The sequence below is a fragment of the Bradyrhizobium sp. Mp19 genome, assembly GCF_029952935.1.
GTDB classification, from domain to species: Bacteria; Pseudomonadota; Alphaproteobacteria; order Rhizobiales; family Xanthobacteraceae; genus Bradyrhizobium; species Bradyrhizobium elkanii.
Window position 1 is genome coordinate 166,155 of record NZ_JASAUT010000007.1, and the last position, 23,801, is coordinate 189,955.

The 23,801-nt window shown below is 61.9% G+C and carries 22 protein-coding genes and 1 tRNA gene; 13 read left to right on the forward strand and 10 right to left on the reverse strand.

All coding sequences use genetic code 11. The annotated features are described in order from the left end of the window. Positions 1-161: 161 nt before the first annotated feature. Positions 162-890 (reverse strand): alpha/beta hydrolase, encoded by a 729-nt coding sequence (locus tag QJT82_RS11795; protein WP_028339493.1) that lies wholly within the window; start codon positions 888-890, stop codon positions 162-164. 113 nt (positions 891-1,003) lie between these two features. Further along, positions 1,004-1,567 (reverse strand): DinB family protein, encoded by a 564-nt coding sequence (locus QJT82_RS11800; protein ID WP_028339492.1) that lies wholly within the window; start codon positions 1,565-1,567, stop codon positions 1,004-1,006. Between the two features lie 223 nt (positions 1,568-1,790). On the opposite strand from QJT82_RS11800, the gene QJT82_RS11805 reads away from it, so the two are divergent. Together QJT82_RS11805 and QJT82_RS11810 are read left to right on the forward strand one after the other, a co-directional pair. Further along, entirely contained in the window at positions 1,791-2,159 is a 369-nt protein-coding gene (locus QJT82_RS11805) for a VOC family protein (RefSeq protein ID WP_245288665.1), read from the forward strand. A 75-nt stretch (positions 2,160-2,234) separates the two neighbouring features. Beyond that, complete coding sequence (locus tag QJT82_RS11810; protein ID WP_080686665.1) at positions 2,235-3,236, forward strand: lytic transglycosylase domain-containing protein; 1,002 nt, start codon at positions 2,235-2,237, stop codon at positions 3,234-3,236. 111 nt (positions 3,237-3,347) lie between these two features. Here QJT82_RS11810 and QJT82_RS11815 read toward each other — a convergent pair whose 3' ends face one another. Continuing rightward, positions 3,348-3,890 carry a DUF1330 domain-containing protein gene (locus QJT82_RS11815; RefSeq protein WP_245288664.1) on the reverse strand — a complete coding sequence of 181 codons (543 nt, stop codon included), beginning with the start codon at positions 3,888-3,890 and terminating at the stop codon, positions 3,348-3,350. Here QJT82_RS11815 and QJT82_RS11820 point away from each other — a divergent pair. The 4 genes from QJT82_RS11820 to QJT82_RS11835 all read left to right on the forward strand — a co-directional run bounded on the left by QJT82_RS11820 (position 3,879) and on the right by QJT82_RS11835 (position 6,145). Further along, positions 3,879-4,871: a LysR family transcriptional regulator gene (locus tag QJT82_RS11820; protein ID WP_028339490.1), complete on the forward strand. Its 993-nt coding sequence runs from the start codon at positions 3,879-3,881 to the stop codon at positions 4,869-4,871. The genes QJT82_RS11815 and QJT82_RS11820 overlap by 12 nt on opposite strands. A 281-nt stretch (positions 4,872-5,152) precedes the next feature. After that, a complete protein-coding gene (locus tag QJT82_RS11825; RefSeq protein WP_028339489.1) occupies positions 5,153-5,362 on the forward strand; it encodes a cold-shock protein in 210 nt (69 codons plus the stop codon). A gap of 104 nt (positions 5,363-5,466) precedes the next feature. After that, entirely contained in the window at positions 5,467-5,715 is a 249-nt protein-coding gene (locus QJT82_RS11830) for a hypothetical protein (RefSeq protein ID WP_028339488.1), read from the forward strand. Positions 5,716-5,905: 190 nt separating this feature from the next. Further along, on the forward strand, positions 5,906-6,145 hold the full coding sequence (locus QJT82_RS11835; protein WP_028339487.1) for a hypothetical protein: 240 nt from the start codon (positions 5,906-5,908) through the stop codon (positions 6,143-6,145). A 21-nt stretch (positions 6,146-6,166) separates the two neighbouring features. On the opposite strand, the gene QJT82_RS11840 is transcribed toward QJT82_RS11835, so the two are convergent. Further along, positions 6,167-6,400 (reverse strand): hypothetical protein, encoded by a 234-nt coding sequence (locus tag QJT82_RS11840; RefSeq protein ID WP_028339486.1) that lies wholly within the window; start codon positions 6,398-6,400, stop codon positions 6,167-6,169. Between the two features lie 489 nt (positions 6,401-6,889). Between QJT82_RS11840 and rpsU the strand changes: the two genes are divergently transcribed. Both rpsU and QJT82_RS11850 read left to right on the forward strand, forming a co-directional pair. Beyond that, positions 6,890-7,195 (forward strand): 30S ribosomal protein S21, encoded by a 306-nt coding sequence (gene rpsU / locus QJT82_RS11845; protein WP_080686675.1) that lies wholly within the window; start codon positions 6,890-6,892, stop codon positions 7,193-7,195. 85 nt (positions 7,196-7,280) lie between these two features. After that, entirely contained in the window at positions 7,281-7,556 is a 276-nt protein-coding gene (locus QJT82_RS11850) for a hypothetical protein (RefSeq protein WP_155258380.1), read from the forward strand. A gap of 194 nt (positions 7,557-7,750) precedes the next feature. Here the strand turns inward: QJT82_RS11850 and QJT82_RS11855 are convergent, their stop codons facing one another. Next, positions 7,751-9,529 (reverse strand): acyl-CoA dehydrogenase, encoded by a 1,779-nt coding sequence (locus QJT82_RS11855; protein ID WP_028339485.1) that lies wholly within the window; start codon positions 9,527-9,529, stop codon positions 7,751-7,753. A 219-nt stretch (positions 9,530-9,748) separates the two neighbouring features. Here QJT82_RS11855 and QJT82_RS11860 point away from each other — a divergent pair. Further along, positions 9,749-9,823: transfer RNA gene (locus QJT82_RS11860), tRNA-Gln, on the forward strand. Between the two features lie 471 nt (positions 9,824-10,294). Here QJT82_RS11860 and ctaD read toward each other — a convergent pair. The 4 genes from ctaD to QJT82_RS11880 all read right to left on the reverse strand — a co-directional run bounded on the left by ctaD (position 10,295) and on the right by QJT82_RS11880 (position 14,287). Further along, positions 10,295-11,902 (reverse strand): cytochrome c oxidase subunit I, encoded by a 1,608-nt coding sequence (ctaD, locus tag QJT82_RS11865; protein ID WP_028339484.1) that lies wholly within the window; start codon positions 11,900-11,902, stop codon positions 10,295-10,297. Between the two features lie 298 nt (positions 11,903-12,200). Next, positions 12,201-12,812: a TIM44-like domain-containing protein gene (locus tag QJT82_RS11870; RefSeq protein WP_080686664.1), complete on the reverse strand. Its 612-nt coding sequence runs from the start codon at positions 12,810-12,812 to the stop codon at positions 12,201-12,203. A 246-nt stretch (positions 12,813-13,058) separates the two neighbouring features. Continuing rightward, a complete protein-coding gene (locus QJT82_RS11875; RefSeq protein WP_155258379.1) occupies positions 13,059-13,535 on the reverse strand; it encodes a hypothetical protein in 477 nt (158 codons plus the stop codon). Between the two features lie 257 nt (positions 13,536-13,792). Beyond that, positions 13,793-14,287, reverse strand: a complete 495-nt coding sequence (locus QJT82_RS11880; RefSeq protein ID WP_063607062.1) for a universal stress protein — start codon at positions 14,285-14,287, stop codon at positions 13,793-13,795. A 325-nt stretch (positions 14,288-14,612) separates the two neighbouring features. Here QJT82_RS11880 and QJT82_RS11885 point away from each other — a divergent pair, with 325 nt between their 5' ends. Beyond that, entirely contained in the window at positions 14,613-15,161 is a 549-nt protein-coding gene (locus QJT82_RS11885; RefSeq protein ID WP_028339481.1) for a hypothetical protein, read from the forward strand. Between the two features lie 251 nt (positions 15,162-15,412). On the opposite strand, the gene QJT82_RS11890 is transcribed toward QJT82_RS11885, so the two are convergent. Continuing rightward, on the reverse strand, positions 15,413-16,258 hold the full coding sequence (locus QJT82_RS11890; RefSeq protein WP_035631113.1) for a LysR family transcriptional regulator: 846 nt from the start codon (positions 16,256-16,258) through the stop codon (positions 15,413-15,415). Positions 16,259-16,743: 485 nt separating this feature from the next. On the opposite strand from QJT82_RS11890, the gene QJT82_RS11895 reads away from it, so the two are divergent. The 3 genes from QJT82_RS11895 to QJT82_RS11905 all read left to right on the forward strand — a co-directional run bounded on the left by QJT82_RS11895 (position 16,744) and on the right by QJT82_RS11905 (position 23,759). Next, positions 16,744-17,922, forward strand: coding sequence for an NnrS family protein (locus QJT82_RS11895; RefSeq protein ID WP_035631112.1), 1,179 nt, complete (start codon positions 16,744-16,746; stop codon positions 17,920-17,922). 421 nt (positions 17,923-18,343) lie between these two features. Next, entirely contained in the window at positions 18,344-21,448 is a 3,105-nt protein-coding gene (locus QJT82_RS11900) for a DEAD/DEAH box helicase (RefSeq protein WP_028339477.1), read from the forward strand. 739 nt (positions 21,449-22,187) lie between these two features. After that, positions 22,188-23,759, forward strand: coding sequence for a porin (locus QJT82_RS11905; protein ID WP_028339476.1), 1,572 nt, complete (start codon positions 22,188-22,190; stop codon positions 23,757-23,759). Positions 23,760-23,801 lie beyond the last annotated feature (42 nt).

A 23,801-nucleotide genomic window follows, 5' to 3' on the forward strand; every position in this document is an offset into this window, starting at 1 on the left:
AGCTATGACGCATCGTTAGATGCGTTCCGGGTGAGGGGAAGTCTCCATAAAGACAACTATCACCGGATATGCGGAGACGGCCCCTCACCCCAACCCTCTCCCCGTGAAGAACGGGGAGAGGGAGCACAGCGGAGTCGGGGGCGCTGTTCTACCTAAGCGCTCTAGCCGCGCCCGACGAACGAGCCGATGCCCCGGCCGATCGCGGCGCCGTGCTGAAACAGTGCGCCGAGGTGATCGCCGGGCACCGACATCGCGTCGAGGCCGTTCTCCGCGGCGAAGCGCTGCATCGGCGCATGCGGTCCGTCGTCCTGTCCGTTCCACAGCAGCACCGGCACGCGCGAGGACAGCACCGCGTCCTTTGCCCCATCGACCTGGCCGAGCGCATTGAAGCAGGCGCGCACGCCGCCTTCGAGATCCGGCGTCACCCATTCGGCGAGCTCCGGCACGGTGCGGCGGGCAAAGGTGATGAAGGCGCCATAGGTCAGCGGGCCGGCATTGCCGCGCGGCAGTCCGGTGAGGAAGTCCCAGCCGCCAATCGCCAGCGACGCCAGCCGCGCCGGGAAAAACCGGGCGACACCAACTGCGACCCAGCCGCCCATCGAGTGGCCCACCACATGGGCGCGCTCGCCGCCGAGATCGTCGATCACGGCGACGATGTCGCCGGCGCGCTGCGCCTGATTATAGAGCGCTGGATCGGCGGGCTTGTCGCTCAGGCCATGTCCGAGCGAATCGACGCACACGACACGAAAGCGATCGGCAAGCGCGTCGACCACGCCGCATTGTTTCCAGCTCGCGGCGTCCAGCAGGAGACCGTGCTGCAGCACGATCAGCGGCCCGAACCCCTCGACGGTGTAATGGATGCGCTGGCCCCGGTGATTGGCGAATGGCATTGATAGAGTTCCCCATGTTTCACGACAGGTGAGCGTGGCAGCGCCCGGATTCAAGACCTCGTTCCGGAACGGGAACCGTTCCACACCGTCCGATCGCGGGCGGAACCTCGCCTTCAGCCGCCCCACACGGTGGCTTCGCTCCAGCCCAGATCCCTGAACTCGGCCGCCCGGAGCGGCGCTTCGCCGGCGGCGAAGAATTCGTCGAGCTGCGGCGGCTTCACTGTGGTCTCCGAAAGCATCGCATGGGCCTGGCCGCGATGATGGATCTGGTGCTGAAACAGATGCATCAGCAGGCGGTCGCGCCGCTCGGTCTGCACGCTCGTGTCACGATTGATCTTCACCACGTCATCGAGCCGCTCAGGCGTCAGCGCATCGCAGTGCGCGATCAACCGCTGGTCGATCGCGCGCTGGGCGTCTTTCAGCTGCGCCACCGACGGGTAGGGCACCTCGTTCGCCCACGCCTTCGGCCCGAGCCAGCCACCTTCGAGCGCGTCGACATAAAACAGGTCGATGACATGAATGTGGTTCAGCGTCGCCTGCAGGCTCGGGAAGAATCCGGTCCGCGCCGCGGCGAACTCCGCCTGGCTGAGACCGGCGCAGGCCGTGAGCAGGCGATGATTGGCCCAGGCATTATTGTACGCAAAGGCGCGAAAAGTCTGGACGAGGCCTGCTTGCATATCGGTCCTCACTGGATTGACTGTTTCAGGCGGGCGCGGCGGCCAGCCGGCCGATCCGCCACAGTGATCGTGGTGCTTGCGTTGGTGACTTGATCCTCGCATAGCTAATCCATCGTGGTGCACTTCATCCCAGGGCGGCAGCAGATGCAACTGGCAAAGAACGTGATCGACGTCGGCCTTTCCTCCAACGATCTCGAGCCGATGCTGCGGTTCTGGCAACAGGATGCCGGACTTCGCGGTGCGCGACCTCGCCGCGCATTGCAGGTTCTACGGCGACATCCTCGGCTTCACCGAGCAATCATGGTCAGGCGGTCCGGCGTTTCGCCTCGGCGACAGCCTGATCCTGCTCAAGGAATATGCTGCCGCGACGGTCGATCCGGTTCGGCAGGCGCGCGGCTGGCGCTACATCACGCTGCAGGTCGCCGACATCGACGCCGTGCATGACAAGCTGCGCGCCAAGGGCGTGCGGGAAGGCCTTGCGCCGGTGACGCTCGGCGAGGTCGCACGGATCTCCATGATCCTCGCTCCCGATGGCAACTGGATCGAACTGTCGCGTCGCGCATCGATCGTTGGGAGCCTGTCCAACCGCTAGGCAGCAAATTTTCTGGCCGCCCGGTCGGCGCCGATGATATGATTCGGCGAATGCATCCAATTTGATGATCGCTTTATGCAGTCGATTTTCAGGCCGCGGCGGGTTCATCGATCGATTTTGCCAGCGTTTATCGGCTCGGCTTGCCTGCTGCTGTTTGTCCCCGTCGCAAGCGCCCAACCTCTCAGCAATCCAGCGACGCCCGCCGCGCAGCGCGCAGAGCCGGCGCAGACAGAAACATCGCAAACCGAAACGTCTCGTCCGGTTACCGACGCCGGAGTGCGCAACGCTGAGGCCGTTCCGTCGGCGTCCGACCATCAATCCTCATCCGCTCTGTCTCCGGCGGCCACACCGTCGCCTCCAAAGCTCGATGGCCCGCAGCAATACTGCAAGGCGTTGGAGGAGGCTGCATTAGAGAGCGGCTTGCCGCCGGATTTCTTCGTCCGGCTGATCTGGCAGGAAAGCAATTTCGATCCCAACTCGGTCAGTTCGGCCGGTGCCCAGGGGATCGCCCAGTTCATGCCCGGCACTGCGCGATGGCGCGGTCTGGCCGACCCATTCGAGCCATTGCCTGCCTTGCAGGAATCCGCGCGCTGGCTCCGCGAGCTGCGCGAGCAGTTTGGCAATCTCGGTCTTGCGGCGGCTGCCTATAATGGTGGTCCGCGGCGGGTTCAGGATTGGTTGGCGGGACGTGGAAACCTGCCCGGCGAAACACGCGCCTATGTCCGGATCATCACCGGCAAGTCTGCCGAGGAATGGGCGCAGGGTTCGCTCGAGGACCGAGTCCACACCGACGCGGCGATGGCCTGCGGCGACATCGTGCGCGGCATGCTCGTTCGGGCGCTTCCCGCGGGCCCAAGAGAGTCCGTGACAATCGCACAGCAAGCTGCGTGGGGACCCTGGGGACTTCAATTGGCCGGCGGCCCGTCGCAATCGAGGGTCCTCGCCGACTACCAGCAACTTCAGAAACGATTTGCATCCGTGCTCGGCGATCCGCGCACCGCTCGTTCTGAGATCGCGCATGGCCGGGCCAGGCTCGGCCACCTGGTATCTGCTCCGGGTCGCCGAGACGACCCGTGAGCGGGCTAACCAGCTCTGCGCCCGATTAGAGGCAGTCGGCGGGCGCTGCCTGGTGTTTCGGAATTAGGTGGCGCACCTTGCAGGTCGCCGCGATCGACGGCGTGATGAGGGCTAATTGGCGACAGAGCCCTCGACCGCAAATGTGTGGTACCTGGCGTATTTCTCGCCGACGGCCCGAACTTGCACGTAGGCTGGATCGTGTCGCCAGGCCCAAAGCGCCTCCATGCTCGGATACATATAGATGACGACGCGCTTGGGTGGATTTCCATCAACGGCAACGACCTGCGAGCCGGTTGCCGCCGCGCCTGCAGCCGCAATCAGCTTGCCGCCATGTGCCTTGATGATCTCCTTCGCTTTCGGGAGATATTCCCTGGCATAACCATCGGGATCGGTGACCTCGATTTGGCCGATCAGATAGGCGGGCGGCCTGGCTTCGCCATGCAGTGCTTCGCTGCCAAGAGCGCCGATCGCGGTACAACCCAACATGACCAGAGCCATCTTGCCTCCAGAATTCATGGGAGCCTCCTCCGCTGCCGTGCCGGTGCCGCAAGCCGCCAGCCTGACAGGACTTTCCACGAGGCTTCGAAATACGTCCAATACATATATTTTCTCAAATCTTATGCTCGAATGGTATAAGCGGGCATGAACCTCCAACAGGCCCTCACGTTCCTGACGGTGGCCGAACTCGGCACCGTTTCAAAGGCTGCATTGCGGTTGCGTGTCGCCCAACCGGCCTTGTCCAGGCAAATCATCGGTCTCGAACGGGAGCTCGGCTTGCAGCTCTTCGACCGCGTCGGGCGCCGGCTTCTGTTGACTGGCGAAGGCGAGCAGTTGATTGCGGGCTGCCGTCTGCTGCTCAACAGTGTCAGTTCACTGAAAGAGCAGGCTCAGCTGCTCCGTCAAGGAGATACCGGGGTCCTGAGGATCGCTGGCTCGCCGCAACACATCGAGAGCGTGCTGTCGGAATTTCTCCACCGCTACGCGGAGCGATATCCCAGGGTCGAGATCAGGATCAGGGAGGGGACGGGCAGCGAGATATTGGCGATGCTCGAACGCGGGGAAGTTCATCTCGGCCAAAATTTGCTGCACGCCGTCAGACTGAATGAACAGCACTTCGGCAGTCTTCCGCTTGGATCGGTACAGTTGCTGGCTGCTTGCCATCCGTCGATGCCACTTGGTCCCCGTCGCACGATCGAGATCGCTGACCTCGCCGAACTTCCGCTGCTGCTGCTGGACAGCGGGTTCGGATTTCGGCGTGCTTTCGATGCAGCAAGCCGTATGGCGGGGCTGAAACCGAAGATCACGTTCGAGAGTCGCAGTCCGCACACCTTGCTGGCACTGGCCGAGGCGGGGCACGGCGTCGCGATCGTTCCCTCCCAGCTTCAGTGCTGGCGCTACGGACTAAGGATTGTCGGTCTCACGCACAGGCGCCGTGTGTTGCAGGAGCCCCTGACCATCTCATGGGACAAGCGGCGTCCGTTGCCTCGTTTCGCGACTGACTACTGTGCAATGCTGGCAGCGCATATGCGGCAGACGTTTCCGATCACGCGCCCCACGGAGCCGGCTGTAGCAAGAGCAAGCGTTCAGTCCCGCGCAAGGCGAGTTCCACGCAAGGCGAAAAGTCCGGGCGGTTGAATGCTGCGATTTGCGCCGCGCCAACAAGTTCCCAGACGGCGCAAGCCCTTACGCGAAACATGGTTCGGTTTATCGGAACGACGGCCCGGTGCAACTCCGCTCACCCGATCGACGGCGCTTCCGAGCTTGCCCTAGCGGATTAAGTGTGTATGCTTGCAGCGTTCGATTTGCCGTTGTGCCTTGTTGAATGGTCAAAGCGGCCCTTTTCCAAAGAACATCGTCGGTTGAAGGATGATGCGGACCAAGCGCGAATTCACGTGCGTCCGCTTTGGAGAAGACAAATGCCTACAGGTACTGTGAAGTGGTTCAACGGCCAGAAGGGCTTCGGTTTCATTCAGCCCGATGATGGCACGAATGACGTGTTTGTTCACATCAGCGCTGTCGAGCGGGCCGGACTTGGCGGTCTCGCCGAGGGCCAGAAGTTGTCGTTTGAACTCAAGGTCGACAAGATGCGTGGCAAGACCAGCGCCGAAGATCTTCGGCTGGCTTGAAATCGACCTGTCATTCCACGGATGTACTGGGATGACAGCTGCGGCCCGCTCGATCCCCTGATGGGTTGAGCGGGTCTCGTGCTTTTCAAAGGGCTCATTCGCTCATGGCCAAGAAGCCGGAAGAACTTTCCGCCGAGCGCCTGGCCAAGGCCCAGCGCCAGCGGCTTGCCGCCGAGGCCGGTGCGCAGGCAATCGCCGAGGTCGAGCGCGATGCGATCGCCGTGCGCAAGAACATGGTGCGTCTGCGGGCTCTCCGTGAAGCGCGTGACGCCGAGGCCGCCGCGCAGGCCGGCCCTGCACCATCAGCGCCCACGGCCAAGAGGACCAAACGGATCAAGCGCATCGTGCGCTGAGCTGCGCACTCCCCGCATCCTCGATCACGTCGCTGAAGCTGCCCTGTTTTTCGCCCGCCACGCTGGGATCGCTACGGGAAGCAGCGTTGACTGGTCATGACTCTCCGGGCGACTCTCGCCGTCTGCATCGGACTTCGTCGCCACATTTCGCAAGGTCTGCAGGAACGATCGAGAGGCGGGCCATATTATCATGGCGATGAAGTACTATTTCGATCTCCGTGACGGTTGCGGCTTGGCCCTCGACGAGGAAGGTCTGGTGCTGCCCGATCTCGCGGCGGTTCAAGAAGAAGCCGCGCGTGCTTTGGCCGACATGGTTCGCGATTCCGTTCGCGGACACAATTTCGATCAGATTGCGATCGAAGTCCGGGACGACGACGGGCCCGTGCTTGAAGTGCGGATTGCATGGCGCATTCGCCGCTCGAATTCCTGAGTTTGGTTGCGCGCCAACGCCCTAGCACCTCGTTATGCCCAGACTGAGACTGACCTGAAACAATGGCCCTTCGTCCGTGCGGACCTCGAACGCCAGCAGCCTTTGCTTGTCCAAAGACGGGTTGTCTTTGGCTATGCTAAGCAGTGACTGCATCGCTTCGTGCGCGGCAGTTTCCTCGTCGCGGAGCTCGATGCCCTGTCTGTCGGCATAGAGTTCCTCGCCGTTGCGGATATCGAAATAGAAGCGGGTTGCCATTTGCGGCTCCCTTTTGTGACGGGAGCTGCCCAGGCTCTCGAGTGCCGGCGCTCCAAGATCATCCGGCAGCGCCGCACTCTGCGCCTGTTGGAGCGAATTTGCTACTCGGCAACGATGCAGATTTGGGGAACCGTCTTTCGTGTTCGCCATCACCGTTCAGCCATGATCTCGGCGTTGCTTGAACCGTCGGACATAATTCTCACGATTTGCGATTGTGTCTTGCATAGCCGAGATAAGTGCATAGCTTTAATAGATCGACTGGCCTTGAGCCTTGTAGATCGGTCCCGGTGGGACCCTTTTCCAAAGACATCGTCGGATGAAAGCGAGGACGCGTGCTTGTGGCACCGCGGCTGAAGCTTCCGCGACGTTGTTGGTCGGCTGCCGTTCCACGGATGTACTGGAATTGCAGTGCGGCCCGCTCTGTCGCTGAGAGAGCGGGCTCTCGTATTGTTCATTCAATGTGCGTTGTACCGCGAGAGAGGTAATCCGTTGCAAGTTCTTGTCAGGGACAACAACATCGACCAGGCGCTTCGAGTTCTAAAGAAGAGGTTGCAGCGCGAGGGCGTCTTCAGAGAGATGAAGCGCCGCAGATCGTTCGAAAAGCCATCGGAAAAAAGGGCTCGAGAGAAATCCGAGGCTGTGCGGCGAGCCCGCAAGCTTGCCCGCAAGCAAGCGATACGGGATGGATTGATCGCGGCTCCTCCGCGGAAGCCCAAGTTCCCGGCGTCCAGACCTTCGGCGCCAGGGCAATCACCACCATCGCCACAGCAAGCAGGCGGCACACGGGAGACCTAGCCCGTACCGATCCTGCTGGAAGGATCGTGCAAGATGACGCGGCGATCTTATCGAGGCAACGGATGCCTCCAGGAACGCATCTCCGATGAGATCTGTCGTCGGCGAGCCGTGGATCGGGATGTTCGATCGCGGCACGACGATCGACGGCGACGTGCGCAAAACCTGGCCGGCACGGCCATTAACGCAATGGCGGATCATGCTGCCAGCCAGTTCGATCAGGCCGCTCGCAAGCGTGACTTGCTCGACGGCCCCGAGGAGTTTCGCGCGCTTCGCGCGGACCGCTGACAAAACGTATGATTCGGCGGTAGACGCAAAACTCGATGTCATCCCGGGCAAGCGAAGCGCGACTCGGGACCCATAACCACAAATGCCGATTGGTCTGCAAAGCTGGAGCCAGAGCTCGTTTTAAAACGGAAGGCTGTGGTTATGGGTCCCTGCTTTCGCAGGGACGACAGTTGTGATGAGGCACGTCGTGTGCATCAAACGAGCGAGGAGGACCCTTGGCGAGCACAGCGCTTTGGGCCCTCTCACCTCGCAATGACGGTGGAAAGTATCTTACCCCGCCAGCACCGCATCTGCGCCGGTCACCGCCTCGGCGCTCTCGGTCACGGTCTTTTCCAGCGACGGCGCCTGCACGGCGATGTTCTCGGCGAAGAAGCGCGCCAGCGCCACGTAGCGCTGCGGCTCGGCTTCGCCGTTCGCCTTGGCGGCCAGCGCCTCGCCGGCGAGCATGCAGCCGCCGAGCGTTGCGGCGAACAGCCGCAGATAGGGCGTTGCGCCGGCGAGTGCCTCGTTCGGCGCCGAGGCGAGGCGCTCGAGCAGCCATTTGCTGGTGCGCTCCAGCGCGGCGTGCGCGTCGCGCAGCTTGGCGCCCGTGGTGCCGAACGCCGGATCGTTGGAGGTCTCGACCTGCTTGATGACGGCAGCGAGCTCGTCGAGCAGCGCCCAGACCGAGGCGCCGCCATTGGCGCCGAGCTTGCGGGTGACGAGGTCGATCGACTGGATGCCGTTGGTCCCCTCGTAGATCGAGGTGATGCGGGCGTCGCGATAATGCTGCGCGGCGCCGGTCTCCTCGATGAAGCCCATGCCGCCATGGATCTGCACGCCGAGATAGGCGACCTCGTTGCCGATGTCGGTGGAGAAGGCCTTGGCGATCGGGGTCAGCAGCGCGCCGCGGGCCGATGCCTCGGCGCGCACCTTGGCGTCCTTGGCGCGCACCGAAACGTCGAGCGCGACCGCGGTGGCGTAGCAGATCGTGCGCGCCGCGGCCGTCATGCTGCGCATCTGCATCAGCATGCGCTTGACGTCGGGATGCACGATGATCGGATCCATCCCGTCGCCCTTGTGGCCGATAGCCTTGCCTTGCCGGCGCTCCTGCGCATAGGCCAGCGCCTGCTGATAGGCGCGGTCGGCAATGCCGACGCCTTCGAGGCCGACGCCGAGGCGGGCCTGATTCATCATCGTGAACATGCAGCGCATGCCCTGGTTTTCCTCGCCGATCAGATAACCGATCGCGCCACCCTTATCGCCCATCGTCATGGTGCAGGTCGGCGAGGCGTGCATGCCGAGCTTGTGCTCGACGCCGCTGGCATGGATGTCGTTGCGCTCGCCGAGCGAGCCGTCGGCATTGACCAGGAATTTCGGAACCAGGAACAGCGAGATTCCCTTGGTGCCCGAGGGGGCATCGGGCAATCGCGCAAGCACGAAATGCACGATGTTGTCGGTCATGTCGTGCTCGCCGTAGGTGATGAAGATCTTGGTGCCCTTGATGCGATAGGTGCCGGCATCAGCGCGTTCGGCGCGGGTGCGCAGCGCGCCGACGTCGGAGCCGGCATTGGGCTCGGTGAGCTGCATCGTGCCGGTCCACTCGCCGGTGACGAGCTTCTCGAGATAGATCTTCTTCAGCTCGGCGCTGCCATGGGCATCGAGCGCCTCGATCGCCGACAGCGTCAGCAACGGGCAGAGGCCGAAGGCGACGTTCGACGCGCTCCAGATCTCGGTGCATGCGGCGTTGACCGCGAGCGGCAGGCCCTGGCCGCCGAACGCTTCCGGCCCCGAGACCGCGTTCCATCCCGCTGCGGTCCAGCGCTGATAGGCGTCGGGCCAGCCCGGCGCGGTCGTCACCTTGCCGTTGTCGAGCTTGATGCCGTGCTCGTCGCCGACACGATTCAACGGCGCCAGCACATCGGAGGCGAACTTGCCGGCTTCTTCCAGCACCGCAGCGGTGATGTCGCCGTCGAAATCGCCGTAGTGGCCGGCCTCCACGGCGGCAGCGAGCCCCGCACCGTGATTGAGGGACAGCAGGATATCGTTGATCGGCGCACGGTAGGTCATGGCGTTACTCCCGACGAGGCGTTTGAAATTGTCATCCCATGAAACCGGCGGCCTCTCAACAGTCCGAACGGACATCGCACGGTCTGTTTCGGCCACCGCGGCGTCGTCTTATAAGAAGAGTACCGTCATCATCCTGCGGCTTTCGTGCCTTTTCGATCGCCGCCCTGTTGAAATGGCGGGACTCACCCTATAGACCGACGTGGCCTTCGATCGGCGCGTTGGGGCGTAGCCAAGCGGTAAGGCAGCGGATTTTGATTCCGCCATTCGGAGGTTCGATCCCTCCCGCCCCAGCCATTTCTATCGCATTGATTTATCAGGAGGTTTTGATGGTCTGTTCTTTATTCTGAACGCCGTCGCCGCCGCATTCTGAAGGTCTGTTGCTGTTTGGTTCGCCAGCTGCGTCTGGCGCTTCCGAGCCTCGGACAATCGCTGGGCCTCGGTCCGCTTGAATGACCCGGCATTGCTCTCCCGGGTCCGGCGGGCCGATAAGGTGCGGCCCTCTGACCCTCCATCAGTTCCGCCGCCTCGAGCTTAGCCATGCCGCCATGCCGCCACGCCGGCAGGCGTCCAAGGCGAAACTCCTTTGGCAGGCCCATGCACGGGACTACTGTGCGAGCCCCTAAGACGTCGGCCTTCCTCGTGTGGGATCGAACGCGGCGGAAGTGGGGTTTTGCGGGGCGAAGGCGACCCTCGCTGCGATAAGAGCTGGAGTACGAGTGCAACGAGGGGACCGACCCTTTCGATCGCCACGATCGCTGCCGTAGCTCACTGAATTCGAGGCAGCACCTCGAACTCATGGAATCGTGGGGGTGACGACAGCGTCCATTCCAGCGTGGTCGCTCCACGACCCCATGGGTTGCCGGCCGCCCGTGACTTGCGGACGAAGGCGTGAACGGTGCCCACAAGGAAAACGACGAGCCCAGCCGCAGAGATGTATGCTCCGATCGAGGAAATCAGGTTCATGCCCGCGAAAGCGTCGGGATAGTCGACGATCCGTCGCGGCATTCCCGACAGCCCGAGAAAATGCATCGGGAAGAAGGCGAGATTGACGCCGATGAACGTCAGCCAGAAGTGCAACTTTGCGAAAGTTTCAGAATACATGTAGCCGGTGAATTTTGGAAACCAGTAGTACCAGCCCGCGAAAATCGAGAACACCGCGCCGAGCGACAGCACGTAATGGAAGTGCGCCACGACGTAATAGGTGTCCTGGAGCGATCGGTCGATGCCCGGATTGGCCAGGACCACGCCGGTCACGCCGCCGATCGTGAAGACGAAGATGAAGCCGATCGCCCACAGCATCGGCGACTTGAACTCGATCGAGCCACCCCACATCGTGGCGATCCACGAGAAGATTTTTATGCCGGTGGGTACAGCGATCACCATGCTGGCGAGTGCAAAGTAGGCTTGAGCGCTGCTGGACATGCCTACGGTGTACATATGATGCGCCCAGACGACGAAGCCGATGAAGCCGATGGCCACGATCGCATAAGCCATTCCGAGATAGCCGAACACGGGCTTTCGGCTGAAGGTCGAGACGATCTGGCTGATCATGCCGAAGCCGGGCAGGATCATGATGTAGACTTCCGGATGGCCGAAGAACCAGAAGAGATGTTGATACAGTACGGGATCGCCGCCGCCCTCCGGCGCGAAGAACGTCGTCCCGAAGTTCCGATCCGTCAGCAGCATCGTGATTCCGCCGGCGAGCACGGGCAGCGACAGCAACAACAGAAATGCCGTCACGAGTACGGACCACACGAACAGTGGCATCTTGTGCAAGGTCATTCCCGGAGCGCGCATGTTGAAGATGGTGGTGATGAAGTTGATGGCACCGAGGATCGAGGACGCACCAGCCAAATGCAGCGATAGGATAACGAAATCGACGGCCGGACCTGGGTGGCCTGCGGTCGACAGCGGCGCGTAAAGCGTCCAACCCGTGCCGGCTCCCGCCGAGCCGGGCTCTCCTCCGACGAACATCGAAATGACGAGCAACGCGAACGACGCCGGCAGAAGCCAAAAGGACACGTTGTTCATGCGCGGGAAGGCCATATCGGGCGCGCCGATCATCAACGGCACGATCCAATTGCCAAAACCACCCATCATGGCGGGCATCAGGGTGAAGAAGATCATGATCAGGCCGTGGCCAGTTACGAAGACGTTGTAGGCGTGGGGGTTGCTGAAGACCTGCAGGGCAGGCTCCTGCAGTTCAGCCCGGATCACCACCGAGAAAATTCCGCCGATCAATCCCGCGCCGATCGCGAACACGAAATACATCGTGCCGATGTCCTTGTGATTGGTCGAATAGACGTACCTACGCCAGCCCGTTGGCAGGTCATGCACATGCCCGTGGGAAGAGACATCCGGGGAAACTGACATTTCGATCTTCCTTGAGTTTCAAGATCAGACGAGCGGGTCTAATCCCGGTCTTTCGAGCCAGTTAGACTGGTGATCCGGCTCATCGCCCGAGAAAGCGCGTTGCCTAGCAATGTCGTCCATGAGGCCCTTGCGTCCGTCGGAACGCTGCCTTCCGGGCGGATGTCCGGCGTCGGAGAGAAAGCGGGCAACGATCCGAAGTAGGCGGAATCGACCTCGTGCATGTAACAGGGGGGTGATGCATATTCGTGAGGAGTGTTGTGCTCGTCATCGTGTCGGTCGAAACATCCGCGGTTCCGGGTCATTTTCCGGCCTCCGTCGCGATCAGGCTCCATCTGCTGTTTGGCAGGACGCAACCGAACGTCCAGACGTCGACCCGGTGCCGCCCTTCGCGCCTCCTTTGGTCGCCTTCCGAAAGCTTGTAGGAGTCGGCGATGAAGCGGATGGAGACCTCGGCATGGGCGTCGTCGATGCGCGCGGCAACGATCTCAGGAGGCGTGACCAGAGCAAACACGGTGTCCGTCTTCTCGAGCCGATCCTCTCTTACCGCGATCGCGTCCGAAAATGCGGCATAGACCTCAGGGGAAACGTGTCTGAGAAGCGCCACCTGGTCGCCGGCGTCGAATGCCGCAACGATGGCCTCGTAGGCTGCAACCCTTTCGTCGAGGAACTCCTTCAGGGCGAGTCCGCCGCAACGCTCGAGGATACGGCATGCCAGCGCTTCGATATCTGTGCAACGTGCTGGAGCGCTCGGGGCCAACGCACAGGAAGGCGAATTCGTTTGGCCCGATCTTTGTGCGGCTCTAGCCTTCGCAAGCGATGAAAAATGCTCAAACCAGAAGGTGAATAGTCCGTAGACCCAAAGTCCCCACAATAGCGCGATAACTTCCGAACCGTTGCCATCCTCTGGCATAGCGACCTCCTGGTTGGCAGAAGCCTCGCTCCCCTCGTCCGGACAAACAAACGAATTTAATCGCTCATACGGACCACAAAAATTGCTATGAAGGCCGCGTGATTGCCGCGATCCGGTAGACTGGGTGAATGAGCCGAGAGTCGAGGGTCGCCAGTCGCTGCGCCGGGGTAGGGGGAAGCCTCAGCCAACACTCTAAGAAGGATACGGCTGCCCACTGCCGGGTTCGATCGATGTGGCTCGCAAACGTCAGTCCTTGGCGATCCTCGCGTCACTGCTGTTCCGCACGGGATCTGTTCTGATGGCGTAGCTCGCGGAGACGCCATCCGCCCTGTGGTTGTAATAGGTCGAGGCGGCGGTTGCGAGCAGGAAACCCCACCAAATAACGAGGCAAAAGAGCAGACGAAGGCTGATCTCCGAAGCCGGCACGGAATTCGTGTTTCCCTTGAAGGACGGCAGCAGTCCGATCAACCTCGACGCCAGCTCCTCCTTTTGGGGGCCGTTCCAGTTCTGTCCGGAGATTTTGTCGAGCACCGCGACGAAGCGCTTCCGTGCACGAGTCCCGGCCATTCTGTCAAGACAGGCCGCTTCCTCCCAGGGATCGACATCCATTCGCGTCAACGCGGAAAGGACGCTGATCTGCGTTCCGTTGCCGTCTTCGCAGATCACTGCAAACAGAAACGCGTCATATTTGGGCGACAACACGGAGGCTTTGGCGATCTCCATCTGATCCTCCCTTGTGTTCAAATCGAAGCCGGAGAGGTACACGTTGCGAACGGCCTTCACCTCCTTCGGCCATGCAGCGCCACGGTCCGCGATGGACGATCCGGCTTTCGGTGGCGGTCCGCGGCCGCTTCAAATCTTCTGCGAGAACCGGTGGGTTGTCCGAGGGCGCGTCTATCGATTGGTGCGTTGCCGGTTGCCAGCGGATATCACAGCAGCAAAACCGTTCTTCGTTTGCGAGGCACCAGAAAACGATTTGATCACGAAGTCTTCTGCGTCTCTTTCGTCTTCAGTCTCTCAAGAGGGCTGACGTTGTCCGCGCGGTTCTCGGGCTTCACGGCGACGAGCACGCTGCAGGGCGGCTTATGCAAGATGGTTTCGCCAACGGAGCCGTTCAACCAGCGCGCAAGCGTTCCCTGATCGCGATGACCGATCACGATCAAATCGGCGTTCATGTCCCTGGCGGCCAGAACGATCTGTTCGGATGGCCTGCCGTACTTCATGGCCCCCATCGTTGAGCAGCCGGCGTGATGCAGGCGTCGCACGCCTTCATCGATCACCGCTTGGACGGCAAGCCGCTGGGCATCGGAAACGACGAACGACATCGCCTCGCCGACCGGCATGCTTTCGGTTCGGTCGACGATCGCGAGGAGATGAACGGTGGCGCCGCATGACAACGCCAGGCCTTGGGCCTGAGCGAGCGCTTCGCGGCCATCTGCCGAGCCGTCAAAAGCCAATAGAATTCTCTGGTACACGTACGATCTCCCTCTTAGCGAGCGGCCTCCTGCCGTCATGCCGAATATGATGAGCGGCGAAAACCGTAGGTTGGCATCAACATATTCGCGGGGCTGACGGCGACAAATGAAAAGTCTCGTCATTTGACGGCAACATTATTGATAGGTGAGCCACCTGACAGCGAGAGCACTCCGTCGGGCGTCTCACGTATCAACGTCATTGCTGAAAACCGACAAATCTTCTCGTTTGCAAACAGCGCGCAAAGGTCGCCAAGTCAGGGTGGCCGAGACGCGCGGTCGATCGCGCAGTCTTGACGGCCAAATCCGCGTTTGAGGGAACGACATCATGAACAAAACCTCGTTGCAGGATGGCGTAAGCAATGGCGGCGGCAAACTCGCATCATCGACTTATGGATTGAGCGATGGCGACCCCGCCTACATCGGTTATTGGTCCAGGGGAGAGGTGCTGCGCTTTCTTGAAAGCCTGCTCGAAGGCGAGCGTGCCGGCATTGGAGCCTTTGCGTGCGTGGGCCGCTCCATCAAGCAGCATCTCGCTGACCTGATGTTCGAGTCCGAACTTGCGCAAGCCGCGATTTGCGTTCTGCTCAAGAAGGAAATGATCAGGAAAGGTGGCGCGCACATGGTTCGCCGGCGCAGGGCAGCCGCTGCTTCCGATCGGGGGGGTATCGTCCGGAATGCTGTCGCATTCGCCCGCGCCCATCAGGCCGGGTTGGCGGACATGATCGAGGATGCCGTCGTGAACATTTTCGATTCAAGGCTGAACGCGAAGCTGATGTATTTGCTGCTGCTTCACCGCAAACAAGTCGAATTTCTCGATACGATCGATCCCGCGGCCGCGAACGGCAGCCCCGATCCCCATGCGCGCGGTCATTGATGGTGACGCGGCCTGCCGGCGGCAAGCTCTAAGGGCGACAGCTGGATGCTTGCCGCTCCAACCTTGACATCCGTTCTCATCGCCGTTGCCGTCGCGCTTGCTGCTGCATTCGAGACGGCCGCGCCAAGCAAGTGGATTTGCATGGTCGACGAACGTCACTTCGGATCCGAGTCTGACGACCGAATTCAGCACGACGCTATCCGGAACGGTGTCGGCGCGATCGCAAAACGCGACCGCATCTTTCGCGGCTCCTATTTCTTCGCGACCGTCGCGGCACGCAGAGCGGCAAGCGCCACCTTCAGCGCGGCGGCATCAACGTTCGTGGAGTACGTTGCATAGACCGGGAAGGAGAACCGCGGTGCTCCCGGCACCAGATGAAGGTCTCCGGTCAGCAAATAGGGTTGAATGGCGTGCATTCGAAAATATCCGGAACCTCCTTCCAACAGGGTGTAGGACAGGGCAAACGGGCCGAGATTGGTCAGCAGGCTCGGGACCGTGTCCGGAAAGCTCATTGCATGATGAAGGGAGAACTCCGAGCCCCATTCAACATGGACATACCGGAGATCGCCGTTGCGATGTTTCTCAGGATCGGTCGTCACGAGTACGAGTTCTTCCTCCATCAGCAGATCGACGCCGACTCCAGGTCGATGATGCGGAGCGTACATGATGGCGATATCCACCAGTCCTTCCGCGACGTGCGAGGCCAAATCCTGGGGAACGTCGACATGAACGCGAAGCGCGATGTCGGGATGGGAGCGCCGCATCATCCGGACCCAATCGACCAAAAGCGGTTGCCACAAGCTGACTTCGCTCCCGACCGTCAACACGGCGCTGTGGCCGTCGGGTACCGCCACTTGCTGTTTTGCACGCTGCCACAATTGCACGAAATTAGGAGCGAAACGCAAGAATTGCTCACCAGCGGGAGTGAGACTCGCACCGGTCTTGTTTCGAACGAACAGAGGCCGCCCGAGATGCTGTTCGAGGAGGCGGATGCGTGCGCTGACCGTGGTCTGTGCGACATTCAGGCGTTCGGCTGCCTTGATGAAGCTTCCGGTCGAGACGATCTCGACAAATGTTCTGGCGAGCTCGATATCCATGCAATGATAGCAAGATCTTTGCAGGAAAATGTCAATTCAATTCGCTTGCGTTGACCGCACCACCTTTGGCGTAATGCGAACAGAGCATGAAGCGATCTATCGCTTTAAGTCAGTGTGTGCGCTTTCGTCGCAATTCGGATGGCGGCTTCACTTTCGAAGTCGACGATCTCGCGCAAGGACGTTGCCGTGCTGGCTCTTCCGAAGGTTGCGTTGACTGCGTCAGATTATCCCCGCCTCGATCAGCTCGCACGCGCGGCCTGGAAACGAGGCGATAGAGCCGCACTTCTCCTGCCGGGCGAGATCAATGTGACCTATCTGACGAAGGCGCGGACCGATGCGACAGTCTACGCCAATCGCGCTAAGCGAACTATCGACTATTCGTCTGGCAGAGGCGCTCGGTCAGGAGCTCGATCTCAATTGCGCCCGTCATTGCGCCACGACAGGGAAGGGCGTCGGGGCTCCCTTGCAGGACGGCAGGACACCTGATGGGAACGATAACAACAGTGACTGCGTATCGAGGCCTGACACTGTTCTCCTACGGCTTCAGGCCGTTCTTCCTGTTTGGCGCGATCCAAGCCGGTGTCATGATCCCGCTGTGGCTCGCGGTGTTTGCCGGCGACGTCTCGCCGCCGACGGTCTTCGCGCCGCTCGACTGGCACGTGCATGAAATGCTGTTCGGCTACGTCGCTGCGGTGATCGCCGGTTTTCTGCTGACCGCGGTGCCAAACTGGACGGGACGACCGCCTATCCGGGGGCCCAGACTGGCGGTCCTGTTCTCAACATGGCTGGCGGGTCGCCTTACCGTGAGCTTTTCTGCAACTATCGGATGGCGCGCGGCGATGGCGGTGGATGGGCTGTTCTTGTTGCTGCTCGCCTTCGCTGCAACGCGCGAGATCGTGGCCGGCCGCAAGTGGAGCAATCTGATGGTCGTGGCCATCGTCATTGTGCTCGCGGCCGCCAACATTGCTTTTCATGTGGAGGCGCACTTGGAAGGGATCGCGGCGTACTCCGCCCGCGCAGGAATTGCCGTCGTCGTAACGCTGATCAGCGTCATCGGCGGCCGCATCGTCCCGAGTTTCACGGGCAACTGGCTCGCCAGCCGTGGGAACGGGCGCATGCCGGCCACATTCAGTCGCTTCGATGCCGTCGCCGTCATGACCGGTGCCGCGGCGCTTGCCATTTGGGTTGTGGCGCCGTCGGGCCGCATTGTTGCGTCCGTGCTTGGTTGGGCCGGCGCGCTGCATCTGATCCGTCTCGCGCGATGGGCCGGCGAACGGACACTTTCGGATCGCTTGGTGCTGATTCTGCATCTCGCATACGCCTTTATACCAGCCGGATTCTTCCTCGCGGCGCTCACCGCGCTCGGCATCGTAGCCTCCGGAGCCGGCGTGCACGGTTGGACCGGAGGCGCGATCGGGACGATGACGGTTGCGGTAATGACGCGTGCGTCACTTGGACATACAGGTCAGCCGCTAGAGGCCTCGCGCACCACCCAAGCGCTCTATCTCGCCGTCGTGACGGCGGCACTCGCGCGCGTCTGTGCCTCACTCGAGCCCTCGCATGCAGACGTCTTGCTCCCGCTGGCGGGGGCAGCCTGGACGCTCGCGTTTCTCGGCTTTGCGCTGACCTATGCACGGCTGCTCTGCCTCGTACGGAACGGGTGACAAGGCCGCGACGATCGGCGGAGCGCCCCCGGAGCCGTTCTGCTGCTGCCGGCGACATTCAATCAGGGAGCAGGAAACCTCGCGCCTGACTGCGCGGAAAGCGGCTAACGCCTATCGCTGTTATTTGCAGAGAAGTTCCTGGTCGCAGACAGTCGTTTCCCTGCTAAGTCGACTCGAGAATTCGGTATCAATTCGCCCGCAGCAACGGAATTTTGCTGGAAATCCGTGCCGCTTTCGTTTCCATGCCGTTGGGCGGCAAACCCCGAGTCGGCCCGGGATGCAGGTCAACGGGCGATCATGCTCTCGACATAACGACGGATCTGACGTGGCGAATACCAAGAAGGCCCGCGCTGCTGCTGGCGCGAAGAAGAAAAGCAAGGGATCGGCGCGTTCCGGGATCTCGTCTTCCTCACCGCTTGGCATGCTGGCGCTCCATCTTCTCGAGCAATGGAAGAAGTCCGGGCGGGACGGCATCGTTTTCCTTGCGGAAAGCGAGAACAGGGCCGAGCGCCTCGGCAGCGTGCTGCATTCGCTCGATCCCTCGGTCGAGGTGCTGGTGTTCCCGCGGCTGAATACCTTGCCCTTTGATGGGCTGGAGCCGTCACGAGAGATCGCCGGCAGGCGCAGTTCGGTGTTGAGGCGCCTCGCCAGGAGCAAGAAGCCGGTGTTCCTGGTGTCGACGGCGGAAGCGATCATGGAGCGGTTGCCGTTGCCCGCCAGCTCGGCGCGCCTCAGCATCAGCCTGAAGGTAGGGGCGGGCTATTCCGAGCAGGAACTCAAGGATCGTCTGGAAGCTTTGGGATACGATCTCGACGAAGAGGCGGATTATCCCGGCAGCGCTCTGTTCCACGGAATGACGTTCGAGGTATTTCCCGCCGGCGCGCTGGGGCCGTTCAGAATTGAGCATTCCGGTGGCGTGATCCGCAGAATCGCAGGCGTCGATCCGGACGAGCACGACGTCGTGTTCGACGCGGAGGAACTGCACATCGACCCGATGTCCGAACGGATCGCGTTGGGAGGCAAGCGGGTACAGCGGGCGGCGCTGCCGGATTATTGCCAGCGCGCGCACTGGATCGCGGACGCAGGCGTTTCGGGCCACGCCGATAGCTGGCTGAGCACGATCAAGGAGGCGGCCGGCCGCAGGGAGGCTGAGCGCGAATATCTGGGGCCCGCTGACTGGAAACGGCTGACCAAGCGGATGAGCTCGCTGCCTCGAAAGGCGGCCTTCATCGCCACGCCTGACTTCTCGAAGGTCGCCTCGTCGCGGAAAGCTCTTCGCGCATTTGTCGCCGACACGGAGCGCAGCGGATCTCGGCTGCTCTTTGTCGCGGCGGTCGAGGACGATCTGCGCGCGATGGAGCGAATGAGCGGGATCAAGGCGGAGCGTTTCGCCGACTGGAACGAGGCGGCGAAAGGGCGGGGCGGCGAAGGCGCGCTGTTGGCCGACTTCGACACCGGCTTCATCGGCTCAGGGCGAAAGCCGCTCGTCGTCGTGACGGCGACCGACGTGCTCGGCAGCAGGGCGCATCATCCGCAGCCGATGGCGAGAGCCTGGAGTTCGGCTTTCGATCATCCCGACGTGCCGGAGCGCGACGCGGTCGTCGTGCATCTGCAGCGCGGGCTGGCCGTGCTCGATGGCTTGCAGACCCTCGATATGGGGAAGGGATCATCGCGCGAGATGATCAGGCTGGCCTTTGCCGGGGATGATGCCGTCCTCGTTCCGCCGGCAGATCTTGCGCTGATCTGGCCGTATGCCGCGGAGCTCGGCAAGCTGGCATTGGACAGGGCCGATGGCAGTACGTGGTGGACGCGCCGTACCAAGGCGGAGCAGGAAATTCAAACTGCCGCCAAGGCGCTTGCCAAACACATCGCGCAACGGCGCCGCCGGCGCGCTCCCAAGCTGGTCGCTCCCGGTCCCGCATATGAGCGGTTCGTCGCGCGCTTTCCCTATTTCACGACCGTCGACCAGGCGAAGGCAATTCGCGACGTCCTGGATGATCTTGCGTCCGGTCATCCGATGGATCGGGTCGTCTGCGGCGACGTCGGATTTGGCAAGACCGAGGTGGCATTGCGCGCGGCGGCGGCCGTTGCCCTGTCTGGCAAGCAGGTCGCCGTGGTCGTGCCGACGACTGTTCTGGCAAGGCAGCACGTCGCAACCTTCCGCAAACGGTTTGCCCCGCTTGGCATCGAAGTGGGAAGCCTGTCGCGGGCGACGTCGGCTGCGGAGATGAAGGAGACGAAGGAGGGCCTGCGAAGCGGAAAAATGAAGGTCGTGGTCGGCACGCAGGCGATCGCATCGAAGGACGTGAAGTTCGCCAAGTTGAGTCTGGTCATCATCGACGAGGAACAGCACTTCGGGGCGGCGGAGAAGGCGAAGCTTTCAGGGCTGGCGAAGGGCGCCCATACGCTGTGGATGAGTGCCACGCCGATCCCGCGCACGCTTGCGGCGGGCCTTGCGGGATTCAGGGAGCTGAGCGTGATCGCATCCCCGCCCGTTCATCGGCTTCCGGTCGCGACCAAGATCGCTCCGCTCTCGGACGCCGCCATCGCCGCAGCATTGCTGCGCGAGCAGCGACGTCACGGGCAAAGCTTTCTGATCTCTCCGCGCATCCAGGATCTGGATCCGATGCTGGCGCGCGTGCAGTCGATGGCCCCGGAGCTCCGCATCGTCTGCCTGCATGGCAAGCTACCCGCCGACGAAATCGACGATCGAATGATGAGCTTCGTCGAAGGCGAGGCGGACGTCCTCCTGGCGACCAACATCGTGGAAAGCGGTCTCGACATCCCGAGGGCGAATACCATCGTGGTCTGCTGGCCGGAAAAGTTCGGTCTGGCGCAGCTCCACCAGCTCAGAGGCCGGGTGGGACGCGGCGGGACACGCGCCTTCGCATACATGCTGACCGAATCCAGTTCGGAACAATCCGGGAGGCGTTTGGCCGTTCTGGAGGAGTTCAGCAGACCGGGCGCCGGTTTTGCGATCAGCGAGCGGGATCTCGACCTCCGAGGCGCCGGGGATCTGCTTTCGGAGCGGCAATCCGGCCACGTGCAGGTTTTCGGTCCGGTGCTCTACAGCCACCTTCTCAAGCAAGCCTCGGAGAAGACCAACGACCGGTCCGCCGATATGTGGGTGCCCGATCTCAACCTTCCGCTCGCGGATTTGCTGCCCAGGAGCTATGTGCAATCGGAATCCGTGCGGCTTGAAATCTATGGCCGTGCCGCGAGGTGCCGGAGCGAAGACGATCTGGAAGATCTCGAGGAAGAGACCTCGCGCCGCTTCGGCGGGCTGCCCTCCGCCGGTCGGGATTTCTTCGCCGCGGCGAGGCTCAGGATCGATTGCAAGCGGCGCGGCATCGTGAGGCTCGATGTCGGCCCGGAGGCGGTCGCGGCGACGTTCCTTCCGGGGAGGCTGCCGAAATCCAGGGCACGATCGCTCGAGCGCGACGGCGATCGCGTGTTCTATTCGGACAACATACACGAGCCGCCTTTCGAGCGGATCGAGGATCTCCTGGACATTCTGGACGAGTGAGTGCGACGCGGCTCCGTCGGAGACGAGCCTTGCGGGTGCGCCGCGCACAGTAGAGATGTTTCAGCGCGTCGGGGCTGCGGAGAACAAATCGATCGATTCTGCGCGCTGACATCCCAGTGACATGTAGCATCGTTACTGCACATGGGTGGCAAACCGCCCGCCGTCATTCGGCCTGCTCCGAGCCATCGGAAAGCCCCCTTCCAGGCGCGAGTCGACGGTATTTGGGGCGGGTTATGTTGTTCAAATCGCGGCGTTTTGGGCCGAAATGCCGTGCGCGGATACCGGAATCAGCTCTGCCGAAGCCGGCTCCGGTTTTCGCTTTCTCCGTACGACTACCCGTTTTGCACACCGTTCCCCGCGGTGTTGCCCGATCTTGTGACCGATAACGGTAACTGAAATATTCGTATTGTATTTCAATTGCTTGCCGAAGTGTCGCAGTTCAAATGCCCGTGATATTTGTGCAACATTTGCCCGAAAACAGCCGCAACTCGCCACAAACCGAGCGGTCTTTTGTTGCGTGATCGGGGGCCTTCTGTCTCATATGGAACTACGACGGAGGGGGGCATCCCGAGGTCGTCCCGTTCTAGGTGGTTCGCTTAAGTCCCTCGCGTTCATGCGGGTGTGTCCGAAGGCGCGAAGCGACTAAGCGGGGATTTAAGGGACAAGGGAACCAACCTGAGGGTGTTCTACCCGGCGGATCCGGAACCTTCCCTGAGATAGAGCAACTTGGAGGTTTAACATGAAGATGGTTAAGAGCCTTATCCTCGGCTCGGCGGCGGCTCTCGTCGCGGTCGGCGGAGCTCAGGCGGCCGATCTTCCCGTCAAGGCCAAAGCGGTCGAGTACGTGAAGGTTTGCTCCCTGTATGGTCCCGGATTCTACTACATCCCGGGCACCGACACCTGTATCAAGCTGGGCGGCTACCTGCGCGTCGACGTTCTGGCGAACACCAACTCGGACCACACCGGCAACACCTCGGGTGCTGGCGGTGCGAACAACCGTTTCACCAACGGCTACACCTGGCGCTCTCGTGAAGACCTGAACATCGATACGCGCACCGCGACCGAATACGGCGTGGTCCGCACGTTCTTCGATGCGACGTTCTCCTGGACCTCGGACAGCTATGCCGGTCAGGGCAACGGCGCGACCGTTTACTCGCCGATCGGCGCGGTTTCGGCTCCGAACAATGCCGGCTCCGGTAACGTCGCCGCTGGTACGGTCGGCGTCTACTACGCCTTCATCCAGTTCGCCGGCTTCACCATCGGTAAGGCGGTCTCGCAGTTCTCGGCTCCGTGGGCCAACTACCCGGGCAACAACTACGACGGTCTCGTCGGCGGCGGCGGCACGATCACTGGTGTGAACCAGTTCACCTACACCGCGCAGTTCGGCAACGGCGTGTCGCTGTCTCTGTCGGCTCAGGATCAGTCGGCTTACTACCAGGCTGGCGTGGTCAACCTCGGTGCGCCCGTCACCTTCGGCGTTCCCGGCAACACCAACGTGTTCGGCATCAGCGACTACGCTGGCACGATCGCTCCGGATCTCGTCGCGATGCTGCGCGTCGATCAGGCCTGGGGTCTGTTCCAGGCATCGTTCGCCGCGCATAACAACCACGTGGCCTACTACGGCGGCACCGAGTTGACCGGTCATCCGGACGACAAGTGGGGCTGGGCTGGTCAGTTGGCTCTGTCGATCAAGAACATCCCGACCGGACCTGGCGACACCATCAACTTGCAGGGCGTCTACACCAACGGTGCGACGCGCTACAACATCCAGGACCTCGCCGGCTCGGCGGGTGCGAACACCATCTTCGGCGGCACCAACGTTCCGGGTGCCTATCAGAGCATCGGCTTCGGCAGCGCGCCGGACTCGATCTTCGTGACCGGTGGTCAGCAGCAGCTGATCACGACCTACGGTTTCCGCGGTGCCTACGTGCACAACTGGAACCCGAACTGGAACACCAGCATCTACGGTGCCTGGGCCCAGGTTAACTACAACAGCACGGCCAAGGGCTACATCTGCGGTCCGGCTGGCAACGGCGTGGGTGGCTCGCTCAGCAACTTCTTCGGTGCTGGTTCGGCTCTGACGTCCTGCAACCCCGACTACAGCATCGCGCAGCTCGGCACGCAGACCCAGTGGACCCCGGTGAAGAACCTGACCTTCTCGGCCGACTTCACCTACACCCGTCTGGACCAGAGCTTTGCTGGTACGGTCGCTTTCCCCGGCAGCCCGACGATCGGCAAGCCCGGCGCGATCTACGAGCTGAAGGACCAGAACACCTACATGTTGCTCCTTCGCGCTCAGCGCAACTGGTAATACCGGTTGATCTGATTGCGATCTAACAGAGCCCCCGGCGTG

What these genes read in the sequence shown, in the direction of transcription:
- QJT82_RS11820 (WP_028339490.1), top strand. Translation starts at nt 3,879, where the DNA reads ATGAACCTCCAACAGGCCCTCACGTTCCTGACGGTGGCCGAACTCGGC.
- QJT82_RS11800 (WP_028339492.1), bottom strand. Translation starts at nt 1,567, where the DNA reads ATGCAAGCAGGCCTCGTCCAGACTTTTCGCGCCTTTGCGTACAATAAT.
- QJT82_RS11900 (WP_028339477.1), top strand. Translation starts at nt 18,344, where the DNA reads ATGCTGGCGCTCCATCTTCTCGAGCAATGGAAGAAGTCCGGGCGGGAC.
- QJT82_RS11835 (WP_028339487.1), top strand. Translation starts at nt 5,906, where the DNA reads ATGGCGATGAAGTACTATTTCGATCTCCGTGACGGTTGCGGCTTGGCC.
- QJT82_RS11905 (WP_028339476.1), top strand. Translation starts at nt 22,188, where the DNA reads ATGAAGATGGTTAAGAGCCTTATCCTCGGCTCGGCGGCGGCTCTCGTC.
- QJT82_RS11810 (WP_080686665.1), top strand. Translation starts at nt 2,235, where the DNA reads ATGCAGTCGATTTTCAGGCCGCGGCGGGTTCATCGATCGATTTTGCCA.
- QJT82_RS11895 (WP_035631112.1), top strand. Translation starts at nt 16,744, where the DNA reads ATGGGAACGATAACAACAGTGACTGCGTATCGAGGCCTGACACTGTTC.
- QJT82_RS11890 (WP_035631113.1), bottom strand. Translation starts at nt 16,258, where the DNA reads ATGGATATCGAGCTCGCCAGAACATTTGTCGAGATCGTCTCGACCGGA.
- QJT82_RS11855 (WP_028339485.1), bottom strand. Translation starts at nt 9,529, where the DNA reads ATGACCTACCGTGCGCCGATCAACGATATCCTGCTGTCCCTCAATCAC.
- QJT82_RS11870 (WP_080686664.1), bottom strand. Translation starts at nt 12,812, where the DNA reads ATGCCAGAGGATGGCAACGGTTCGGAAGTTATCGCGCTATTGTGGGGA.
- QJT82_RS11875 (WP_155258379.1), bottom strand. Translation starts at nt 13,535, where the DNA reads ATGGAGATCGCCAAAGCCTCCGTGTTGTCGCCCAAATATGACGCGTTT.
- QJT82_RS11885 (WP_028339481.1), top strand. Translation starts at nt 14,613, where the DNA reads ATGAACAAAACCTCGTTGCAGGATGGCGTAAGCAATGGCGGCGGCAAA.
- ctaD (WP_028339484.1), bottom strand. Translation starts at nt 11,902, where the DNA reads ATGTCAGTTTCCCCGGATGTCTCTTCCCACGGGCATGTGCATGACCTG.
- QJT82_RS11805 (WP_245288665.1), top strand. Translation starts at nt 1,791, where the DNA reads ATGCCGGACTTCGCGGTGCGCGACCTCGCCGCGCATTGCAGGTTCTAC.
- QJT82_RS11840 (WP_028339486.1), bottom strand. Translation starts at nt 6,400, where the DNA reads ATGGCAACCCGCTTCTATTTCGATATCCGCAACGGCGAGGAACTCTAT.
- QJT82_RS11850 (WP_155258380.1), top strand. Translation starts at nt 7,281, where the DNA reads ATGAGATCTGTCGTCGGCGAGCCGTGGATCGGGATGTTCGATCGCGGC.
- QJT82_RS11830 (WP_028339488.1), top strand. Translation starts at nt 5,467, where the DNA reads ATGGCCAAGAAGCCGGAAGAACTTTCCGCCGAGCGCCTGGCCAAGGCC.
- QJT82_RS11825 (WP_028339489.1), top strand. Translation starts at nt 5,153, where the DNA reads ATGCCTACAGGTACTGTGAAGTGGTTCAACGGCCAGAAGGGCTTCGGT.
- QJT82_RS11795 (WP_028339493.1), bottom strand. Translation starts at nt 890, where the DNA reads ATGCCATTCGCCAATCACCGGGGCCAGCGCATCCATTACACCGTCGAG.